This is a genomic window from Kitasatospora sp. NPDC003701, assembly GCF_053587085.1.
Genome location: NZ_JBSFNM010000038.1, coordinates 82,499 through 91,996 on the forward strand (window position 1 = coordinate 82,499; position 9,498 = coordinate 91,996).

A 9,498-nucleotide genomic window follows, 5' to 3' on the forward strand; every position below is an offset into this window, starting at 1 on the left:
CCCACCGCCCCGTCCCGACCTCTCGCCCCCAGGAGGCCCGTTCCATGGCGTTCAACGAGCTCACCGACGGTCTGCCCGAACCCGTCCGCAAGGCCTGGGAACGCAGTCTGACCAGTGGCCGGGCCTCCCTCGGCAGGCGGACGCTGCTGCGCGCCGCCGCCCTCACCGCCGGTGCGGGCACGCTGGCCGCCTGCGGCATCCCGGCGGCCGGCACCGCCGGCACCGGGGACTCCACCGCGAACGCCGCCCCGGACCTCTCGGAGAGCGACCGGGAGGTGAGCTTCTCCAACTGGCCGCTCTACATCGACACCGACGAGAACGACCCGGAGAAGCACGGCTCGCTGGAGGCCTTCACCGCGGCCACCGGGATCAAGGTCAAGTACACCGAGGACATCAACGACAACGTCGAGTTCTTCGGCAAGGTCAAACCGCAGCTCGCGGCCGGCCAGGACACCGGCCGCGACCTGGTGGTGCTCACCGACTGGATGGCCGCGCGGCTGATCCGCCTCGGCTGGGCGCAGAAGCTCACCCCGGCCAACGTCACCACCGCGATCACCACCGTGGACGCGCGCTTCCGCGCCCCCGACTGGGACCCGGGCCGGCTCTACTCCTACCCGTGGGCCGGCATCCAGACGGTGGTCGCCTACAACAAGAAGGCCACCAGGGGGAAGGAGGTCACCAGCGTCGCCCAGCTGCTGGAGGACCCCGACCTCAAGGGCCGGGTCACCTTCCTCTCCGAGATGCGCGACACCGTCGGGATGACCCTGCTGGACATGGGCAAGGACCCGGCGAAGTTCACCGCCGACGACTACGACGCGGCGATCGCCCGGCTGCAGAAGGCCGTGGACAGCAAGCAGATCCGCCGCTTCACCGGCAACGACTACGGCCAGGAGCTCTCCTCCGGCGACATCGCGGCCTGTGTCGCCTGGGGCGGCGACCTGATCCAACTGCGGGCCGACAACCCGGACATCGAGTTCGCGATCCCGGAGAAGGGCTTCGTCACCGCGACGGACAACATGCTCGTCCCGGCCAAGGCCCGGCACAAGGCCAACGCCGAGAAGCTGATCGACTTCTACTATCAGCCCAAGATCGCGGCGCAGCTGGCCGCGGGCATCGGCTACGTCTCCGCCGTCACCGGGATGGAGAAGGAGCTCGCGACCCTCGCCCCGGACAGCGCGGCCAACCCGCTGGTCGTCCCCACCCCCGAGATGGCGGCGAAGGCGCACGTGTTCCGCAGCCTGACCGAGGCCGAGGAGAGCTCCTTCGAGGAGAAGTTCTCCAAGCTCATCGGCGCCTGACCCCCACTGACGGCAGAGAACCAGAGAGACACACCCATGACAGAGCAGCTGCGCTCCGCGGCCACCGGCGGCGACGTCCGCCTCACCGGCATCGGCAAGACCTACGGCTCCTTCACCGCCGTCCACCCGCTGGACCTGACCGTCCCCCAGGGCTCCTTCTTCGCCCTGCTCGGCGCCTCCGGCTGCGGCAAGACCACCACCCTGCGCATGATCGCCGGGCTGGAGGAGCCCACCAGCGGGACCGTCCTGATCGGCGGCCAGGACGTCACCGCCCTGCCCCCGTACAAGCGGCCGGTGAACACCGTCTTCCAGAGCTACGCGCTCTTCCCGCACCTCGACATCTTCGAGAACGTCGCCTTCGGCCTGCGCCGGCGCGGCAAGAAGGACGTCAAGAAGCAGGTCGAGGACATGCTGGAGCTGGTGGAGCTCGGCCAGTACGCCCGCCGCAAGCCGCACCAGCTCTCCGGCGGCCAGCAGCAGCGCGTCGCCGTCGCCCGCGCCCTGATCAACCACCCGCAGGTGCTGCTCCTGGACGAGCCGCTCGGCGCCCTCGACCTCAAGCTCCGCCGGCAGATGCAGCTGGAGCTCAAGCGGATCCAGACCGAGGTCGGCATCACCTTCGTCCACGTCACCCACGACCAGGAGGAGGCCATGACGATGGCCGACACCATCGCGGTGATGAACGGCGGCCGGGTGGAGCAGCTCGGCGCCCCCGCCGAGCTCTACGAGAACCCGGCCACCACCTTCGTGGCCAACTTCCTCGGCCAGTCCAACCTGCTGCCCGCCGACGTGACCGGCCAGGAGGGCGGCGACCTGCTGCTCAGCGCCGCCGGCGTCCGGCTCGCCGTGCCCAGGGCCCGCTGCGCCGCCGACGCCAAGAAGGTCCACCTCGGCGTCCGGCCGGAGAAGATCACCATCGAGCACTCCTCCGCCGAGGTCGCCGCCGGCCGCAACCGGCTGGGCGGCACCGTGGTCGACTCCAGCTTCATCGGCGTCTCCACCCAGTACCTGGTGCGCACCGACGGCGGCCAGGAGGTGACCGTCTTCGAGCAGAACATGGAGCGCGACACCCGGATCGTCCCCGGCGCGCCGGTCGTCCTGCACTGGAACCCGGCGCACTCCTTCGCCCTGGACGCCGCGCAGGCGATCGACGCGGGCACCGGGGAGGAGGCGGCATGACCACCACCACCGCGGCGGCGCCGCCGCAGGCCATACCCCCCGACGGCAGCCCGCTGCCCGAACCGGCCGCGCGGCCCAGGCGCAAGCTCACCCCGTACTGGCTGCTGCTGCCCGGCATCGCCTGGCTGGTCGTCTTCTTCGCGGTGCCGATGGTCTACCAGGCCTCCACCTCGCTGCAGACCGGCTCGCTGGAGGACGGCTTCAACGTCACCTGGCACGTCGCCACCTACTGGGACGCCCTGGTCGAGTACCGCTGGCACTTCGTCCGCTCGTTCGGCTACGCCGCCACTGCCACGCTGTTCTGCCTGGCCATCGGCTACCCGCTCGCGTACACGATCGCCTTCAAGGCGAGCAAGCGCTGGCGCAACGTCATCCTGATCCTGGTGATCGCGCCGTTCTTCACCAGCTTCCTGATCCGCACGCTGGCCTGGAAGACCATCCTCTCGGACGGCGGCCCGGTGGTCGGCGCGCTCAACGCGCTGCACGTCCTGGACCTCACCAGTGCCGTCGGGCTCACCTCCGGCGACCGTGTGCTGGCCACGCCGCTCGCGGTGGTCTGCGGTCTGACCTACAACTTCCTGCCGTTCATGATCCTGCCGCTGTACACCTCGCTGGAGCGGATCGACCCGCGCCTGCACGAGGCGGCCGGTGACCTGTACGCCCGCCCGTTCACGACCTTCCGCAAGGTGACCTTCCCGATCTCGCTCCCCGGCGTGGTCGCGGGCACGCTGCTCACCTTCATCCCGGCCTCCGGCGACTACATCAACGCCCAGCTGCTGGGCTCGCCGAGCGAGCAGATGGTCGGCAACGGCATCCAGAAGCAGTTCCTGAACGTGCTCGACTACCCCACGGCCGCCGCGCTGAGCTTCATCCTGATGGCCCTGATCCTGGGCATGGTGACGGTCTACATGCGCAAGGCCGGGACGGAGGAACTGGTCTGATGTCCCGAGTGATCAAGTGGATCCGGGCCCACCTGGTGGTGCTGGCCGGCCTGCTGGCCCTGGCCTACCTGGTGCTGCCCAACCTGGTGGTGCTCGCCTTCTCGTTCAACAAGCCGGTCGGCAAGTTCAACTACGAGTGGTCCGAGTTCTCCACCGACGCCTGGACCGATCCCTGCGGCGTGGCCGACATGTGCCAGTCGCTGTCGCTGAGCCTGGAGGTCGCGGTGCTCGCGACCGTCGGCGCCACCGTGCTCGGCACCATGGTCGCCTTCGCGCTGGCCCGCTACCGCTTCCGCGGCCGCTCCGCCACCACCGCGATGATCTTCCTGCCGATGGCCATGCCCGAGGTCGTGATGGCCGCCTCGCTCGGCACGCTCTTCCTCAACATGCGCATCCCGTTCGGCTTCACCACGATCCTCATCGCGCACATCATGTTCTGCCTGAGCTTCGTGGTGACGGCGGTCAAGGCGCGCGTGATGAGCATGGACCCGAGGCTGGAACAGGCCGCCCAAGACCTCTACGCGACCCCGGTCCAGACCTTCCTGCGGGTCACCCTGCCGCTGGCCGCCCCCGGCATCGCCGCCGGCGCGCTGCTCAGCTTCGCGCTCTCCTTCGACGACTTCATCATCACCCAGTTCAACTCGGGCCCGACCACGGTCACCTTCCCGATGTTCGTCTGGGGCGCCTCGCAGCGCGGCATCCCGGTGCAGGTGAACGTCATCGGCACCGCGATGTTCATCGCCGCGGTGGTCCTGACCGTCGCCGGTCAGTGGCTCGGAAACCGCCGGAAGGCCACCGCCTGACCGGCATCGCAGGCCCGCCCGACGTACCGTCGGGAGCGGCCGACCATCACCATCAATGTGCAGAAAGTGGCTGATAATGCATGGACTCCGCCCGCGCGCTCAGTGACGCCAGGCCCACCCCCTTCTGGCTGGAGGACCCGGGCCGGCCGGCGGCGCTGCCCGCCCTGGTCGGCGACGTCAAGTGCGACCTGCTGGTCGTCGGCGGCGGATACTCCGGTCTCTGGACCGCCCTCGTCGCCAAGGAGCGCGACCCCTCCCTGGACGTCGTCCTGGTCGAGGGCAACGAGGTGGGGTGGGCCGCGTCCGGGCGCAACGGCGGATTCTGCGCGGCCAGCCTGACGCACGGCTTCGGCAACGGGCTGCAGCGCTGGCCCGCCGAGCTCGCCCAGCTCGAACGCCTCGGCGCCGCCAACCTGGACGGCATCGAGGCGACCCTCAAGCGCTACGACATCGACGCCGAGTGGGAGCGCACCGGCGAGATCGACGTCGCCACCCAGCCCCACCAGCTCGCCGAGCTGCAGGAGGTCGCCGAGGCCGTCGCCGAGTACGGACTCGACATCACCGTGCTCGACCGCGACGAGCTGCGGGCCCAGGTCGACTCGCCGACCTTCCTCGGCGGGCTCTGGGACAAGGAGGGTGTGGCGATGGTCCACCCCGCCAAGCTGGCCTGGGGCCTCAAGGCCGCCTGCCTCACCCAGGGCGTGCGGATCTTCGAGCACACCCGGGCGACGGACCTCAAGGAGTACGGCAGCGGCATGGCCGTCCGCACCCCGTACGGGCGGGTCTTCGCCCGGCGGGTCGCCCTCGGCACCAACGTCTTCCCCTCGCTGGTCAAGCGGGTCCGCCCGTACGTCGTCCCGGTGTACGACTACGCGCTGATGACCGAGCCGCTCAGCGCGGAGCAGCTCGCCGCGGTCGGCTGGAAGGGGCGGCAGGGGCTCGGCGACAGCGCCAACAAGTTCCACTACTTCCGGCTCTCCGCCGACAACCGCATCCTCTGGGGCGGCTACGACGCCGTCTACAACTACGGCGGGCACGTCCGGAACGAGTACGACCAGCGGCCGGAGACCTTCCGCACCCTGGCGCACAACTTCTTCCGCTGCTTCCCGCAGCTGGAGGGGCTGCGCTTCACCCACGCCTGGGGCGGCGCGATCGACACCTGCACCCGGTTCTCGGCGTTCTTCGACACCGCGTACCGCGGCCGGGTCGCCTACGCCGCCGGGTACACCGGGCTGGGCGTCGGCGCCACCCGGTTCGGCGCCGAGGTGATGCTCGACCTGCTGGCCGGGGAGCGGACCGAGCGCACCTCCCTGGAGATGGTGCGCTCCAAGCCGCTGCCGTTCCCGCCCGAGCCGGTGCGCTGGGCCGGCATCGAGATCACCACGCGCTCGCTGGAGCGCGCGGACCGGACCGGCGGCCACCGCAACCTGTGGCTGCGCACCCTCGACCGGCTGGGGCTCGGCTTCGACAGCTGAGTGCCCGGTCTGGTCGCCCGGCCGGGTCCGGTGGTCCGGTGGCTTCCTGGTCCGACGAACGGCCGACCTGATGAGCACCGCACCGATCACCGGATCAGCCGGTGATCGGTGCGGTGATCGGCCGGATCGCGCCGTTCGGCCGGGTGATCGCGCCATCCGTGTAAGAGAGACCCGCCGTCCGCCTCTCGTTGGTGACGGCGGGTCTCTCGGTTCCCGCCGCGCCACGATCAGCAGCAGCGCTGAGAAACGGGGACAGGACCATGGAGAGCACCGGACTGCACTGGCTCGCCCAGGCGGCACCGGACCCGGACGCCTTCCGGGAACAGTGGGAACGCAGCGGACTGGGCCTGATGCTGTTGCCCGCCGGCCGGACCTGGGACGTCCTCTCGGTGCCCGGCCGGCTGGGCCGCCCCGTCGTCGACATCCTCGGCCCCCGCTCCTGCGGGCCGGTCCTCAGCGACTTCGCGGGCGAGAACGTCGGCTTCCTCGTCCCCGTCGGTACCGCGGCGCGCTGGATCGGCACCGGCGTCCGGTGCGCCGGCGCCGGCACCTGGATCGTCGTGCCGCACCCCGAACGGCGCAGCCGGGGCGTGCGTTGGCTCGTCCCGCCCGACGGCTCCGGACAGCTCAACGACCCGGTCCTGCTGGAGCTCGCCCTGCACGAGGCCGCTGCCCGGCTCAGCGACTGGTGAGGCCGACGCGGTGCCCGGAGGCCCCCGGGCGCGGGGTCGGGACACCTCGGCGGGTGGACCGACTCCGACGCACGGCGTGGGCGGTCGCGTCAGACTGGAAGGGTGACCACCGCCCCGGACACCGTCGACGCGTCCCTCCGACCGGGCCCGGCCCAGCTGCGGCTCGCCGAGCTGGCCCGTCCCGTCTGCGACCGGCTCGGCCTCGCGCTCGCCGGTGGCCACGCGCTGCGTGCCCACGGCGTGCGGGCCTGCGCCCAGGACGGGCTGACCCTGGTGACCGGCGGTGAAACCGACCTGCCGCAGGCCGCCGCCGAGCTGGCCGCCGCGTACCGGGCGGCCGGCGGCGGGGTCGCCGAGCGCCCGGGCACCCCGCGCCTGGAGCAACTGTCCGTCCGGCTGACGCTCGGCGGGCGGACGCACACGGTGGAGCTGCGCAAGGAGCCCCTGGGCCATCGCCCCGTCCGCCTCGACCTCGGCGCACCGGCGCCCGGGGAGCCCCCGCTGACGATGACGGTCGTCGCCCTGGAGGACGCGGCCGCGCTCGCCACCGCGCTGCTCGCCGACCGGGGCCTGCCGCGCGACCTGCTCGACGTGCACGCCCTGACCGCCTGGTACCGGGAGGGGGAGCTGCTCGCGCTGGCCACCGCACTCGACGCGGACTTCCCGCCCGCCGTGCTCGCCGACCGGCTGGAGACGCTCGCCGACACCGCCGACGGGCGGTTCCGGGCGCGGGGGTCGGCGGGCAGTGCGGTGGGTGGCCTGAAGCGGTGGGCACTGGCGTGGGCGCAGGACCTTCGGCTCGACCTGCTGGAGACCCAGGAGGCCGCGGACGGGCTGCACGATCCTTATCTGGAGGACGTGGAGGCAGGGGAGGACGCCGAGGCCCTGGAGGACGTCGAGGAGGCGGCACCCGTCGCCGGGGCGGCGGGTGCCGACGGGGCTGAGGAGCCGGGCCGGGCCTGAGTTTCGCCCGTTCGGCCGATACGGCCGACGACCTGTAAGGCTGAATCCCCGATCACCGTCAGCCTGTTCGTTGAGGCCGGCGGTGACGCCCAGCAGACTGGGTGATGAGCGCGGTAGCCCCGTGATCCCGTCGCCCGGCCCACTCGCGGGCGGCGCCACACAAGGGACCGGCGGCAGGACGCCGCCCGGGACTTCGGAGGCAGACGGACCATGAGCAAGCACATCAATCACTGGATCGGTGGCCGGTCGGTCGCCACCGCCGGCGCTGCGCCCCGCCGCGGTGACATCTTCGACCCGGCCACCGGTCAGGTTTCGGGCCACGTCGACTTCGCCGAGATCGCCGAGGTCGACCAGGCGGTGGCCGCCGCCGCCTCGGCCTTCACCGAGTGGCGCAACGCCTCGGTCGCCAAGCGCAGCACGGTGCTCTTCAGCTTCCGCGAGCTGCTCAACGCCCGCCGGGACGAGCTGGCCGCGATCATCGTCTCCGAGCACGGCAAGGTGCACTCCGACGCGCTCGGCGAGATCGCCCGCGGCCTGGAGGTCGTCGAGTACGCCTGCGGCATCCCGCAGCTCGTCAAGGGCGGCTTCACCGAGCAGGCCTCCACCGGCATCGACGTCTACTCGATCCGCCAGCCGCTCGGCCCGGTCGCCATCATCTCGCCGTTCAACTTCCCGGCGATGGTGCCGATGTGGTTCTTCCCGATCGCCATCGCGGCCGGCAACACGGTCGTGCTGAAGCCCTCGGAGAAGGACCCGTCCGCCGCCAACTTCCTCGCCGAGCTGTGGAAGGAGGCCGGCCTGCCGGACGGCGTGTTCAACGTCGTGCACGGCGACAAGGTCGCCGTCGACCGCCTCCTGGAGCACCCCGACATCAAGTCGGTCAGCTTCGTCGGCTCCACCCCGATCGCCCGCTACGTCTACGAGACCGGCACCCGCTACGGCAAGCGCGTGCAGGCCCTCGGCGGCGCCAAGAACCACATGCTGGTCCTGCCCGACGCCGACCTCGACCTCAGCGCCGACGCCGCCATCAACGCCGGCTTCGGTGCGGCCGGCGAGCGCTGCATGGCCATCTCGGTCCTGGTCGCCGTCGACCCGATCGGCGACGAGCTGGTCGACAAGATCAAGCAGCGGATCGCCAACCTGAAGGTCGGCCCCGGCTGCAACGGCGACTCCGAGATGGGCCCGCTGGTCACCGGCCAGCACCGGGACAAGGTCACCTCGTACGTCGAGTCCGGTGTCGCCGACGGCGCCGAGCTGACGGTCGACGGCCGGAAGCACCCGGTCACCGCCGAGGACCGCAACGGCGCCCCGACCACGGACGGCTTCTGGCTCGGCCCCACCCTGTTCGACCACGTCAAGCCCGGCATGTCCGTCTACAACGACGAGATCTTCGGCCCGGTGCTGTCGGTCGTGCGCGTCGCCTCCTACGAGGAGGGCGTGGCGCTCATCAACGCCAACCCCTACGGCAACGGCACCGCCATCTTCACCAACGACGGCGGCGCTGCCCGGCGCTTCCAGTACGAGGTGGAGGTCGGCATGGTCGGCATCAACGTGCCGATCCCGGTTCCGGTCGCCTACTACTCCTTCGGCGGCTGGAAGGCCTCCCTGTTCGGCGACGCCCACGCGTACGGCCCGGACGGCGTGCAGTTCTTCACCCGCGGCAAGGCCGTCACCCAGCGCTGGCTGGACCCGTCGCACGGTGGCATCAACCTCGGCTTCCCGACCAACAGCTGAGTCACCGCTCCGCCACGGCCGCCGGCCGGACCCCTCTCCCCGGGGTCCGGCCGGCGGCCGTTCGCCGTGGTCCCGGCTCCGGTCGCCAGGCCACGGCCCCGGCCGCCGGGGCCGTGGCCTGGTGGGACCGTTTGCATCGCTCGGCCCACCGGCGTAGTGTTCTCTAGTCGCTCGGCTGGGAGCACCGGACACGCGTCTGCGCGGACGGTCCCGGAGCGGCCAATCCCTAGAAACACCACTTCCCGGTTCGGGCTGGGTTGCGCTTTGTCATTTTGACGGTGCGGCTCGGGTCCTATTCGGTGTGCCCGTTTATATGGATTGCGGCTGGATTCGCCTTTCGGGGCGGGGATCGGCTAGAGTTTGAAACGTCGGACGGGGCGTCAAGCCGCAGAAGACACCAGCGAGTTGGATGA

8 protein-coding genes are annotated in these 9,498 nt (G+C 71.2%); all 8 read left to right on the forward strand.

Annotated elements, in window-relative coordinates; genetic code table 11:
* The first annotated feature begins 44 nt into the window (after positions 1-44).
* The 8 genes from ACWDRR_RS29335 to ACWDRR_RS29370 all read left to right on the forward strand — a co-directional run bounded on the left by ACWDRR_RS29335 (position 45) and on the right by ACWDRR_RS29370 (position 9,085).
* Positions 45-1,298 carry a polyamine ABC transporter substrate-binding protein gene (locus tag ACWDRR_RS29335; RefSeq protein ID WP_449775251.1) on the forward strand — a complete coding sequence of 418 codons (1,254 nt, stop codon included), beginning with the start codon at positions 45-47 and terminating at the stop codon, positions 1,296-1,298.
* Positions 1,299-1,334: 36 nt separating this feature from the next.
* Positions 1,335-2,477, forward strand: a complete 1,143-nt coding sequence (locus ACWDRR_RS29340; RefSeq protein ID WP_449775252.1) for an ABC transporter ATP-binding protein — start codon at positions 1,335-1,337, stop codon at positions 2,475-2,477.
* Positions 2,474-3,418 (forward strand): ABC transporter permease, encoded by a 945-nt coding sequence (locus tag ACWDRR_RS29345; RefSeq protein ID WP_387889398.1) that lies wholly within the window; start codon positions 2,474-2,476, stop codon positions 3,416-3,418. The genes ACWDRR_RS29340 and ACWDRR_RS29345 overlap by 4 nt, the downstream gene beginning before the upstream one ends.
* Positions 3,418-4,221: an ABC transporter permease gene (locus ACWDRR_RS29350; protein ID WP_360642342.1), complete on the forward strand. Its 804-nt coding sequence runs from the start codon at positions 3,418-3,420 to the stop codon at positions 4,219-4,221. The genes ACWDRR_RS29345 and ACWDRR_RS29350 overlap by 1 nt, the downstream gene beginning before the upstream one ends.
* Positions 4,222-4,301: 80 nt before the next feature.
* Positions 4,302-5,696 (forward strand): NAD(P)/FAD-dependent oxidoreductase, encoded by a 1,395-nt coding sequence (locus ACWDRR_RS29355; protein ID WP_449775253.1) that lies wholly within the window; start codon positions 4,302-4,304, stop codon positions 5,694-5,696.
* A 260-nt stretch (positions 5,697-5,956) separates the two neighbouring features.
* Positions 5,957-6,388, forward strand: a complete 432-nt coding sequence (locus ACWDRR_RS29360) for a hypothetical protein (protein WP_449775254.1) — start codon at positions 5,957-5,959, stop codon at positions 6,386-6,388.
* A 102-nt stretch (positions 6,389-6,490) separates the two neighbouring features.
* The gene (locus ACWDRR_RS29365; RefSeq protein WP_449775255.1) at positions 6,491-7,351 is read left to right on the forward strand and encodes a nucleotidyl transferase AbiEii/AbiGii toxin family protein; all 861 of its coding nucleotides are present in this window, start codon (positions 6,491-6,493) and stop codon (positions 7,349-7,351) included.
* 210 nt (positions 7,352-7,561) lie between these two features.
* On the forward strand, positions 7,562-9,085 hold the full coding sequence (locus tag ACWDRR_RS29370) for a CoA-acylating methylmalonate-semialdehyde dehydrogenase (RefSeq protein WP_449775256.1): 1,524 nt from the start codon (positions 7,562-7,564) through the stop codon (positions 9,083-9,085).
* Positions 9,086-9,498: the final 413 nt, after the last annotated feature.

What these genes read in the sequence shown, in the direction of transcription:
- ACWDRR_RS29335 (WP_449775251.1), top strand. Translation starts at nt 45, where the DNA reads ATGGCGTTCAACGAGCTCACCGACGGTCTGCCCGAACCCGTCCGCAAG.
- ACWDRR_RS29340 (WP_449775252.1), top strand. Translation starts at nt 1,335, where the DNA reads ATGACAGAGCAGCTGCGCTCCGCGGCCACCGGCGGCGACGTCCGCCTC.
- ACWDRR_RS29345 (WP_387889398.1), top strand. Translation starts at nt 2,474, where the DNA reads ATGACCACCACCACCGCGGCGGCGCCGCCGCAGGCCATACCCCCCGAC.
- ACWDRR_RS29350 (WP_360642342.1), top strand. Translation starts at nt 3,418, where the DNA reads ATGTCCCGAGTGATCAAGTGGATCCGGGCCCACCTGGTGGTGCTGGCC.
- ACWDRR_RS29355 (WP_449775253.1), top strand. Translation starts at nt 4,302, where the DNA reads ATGGACTCCGCCCGCGCGCTCAGTGACGCCAGGCCCACCCCCTTCTGG.
- ACWDRR_RS29360 (WP_449775254.1), top strand. Translation starts at nt 5,957, where the DNA reads ATGGAGAGCACCGGACTGCACTGGCTCGCCCAGGCGGCACCGGACCCG.
- ACWDRR_RS29370 (WP_449775256.1), top strand. Translation starts at nt 7,562, where the DNA reads ATGAGCAAGCACATCAATCACTGGATCGGTGGCCGGTCGGTCGCCACC.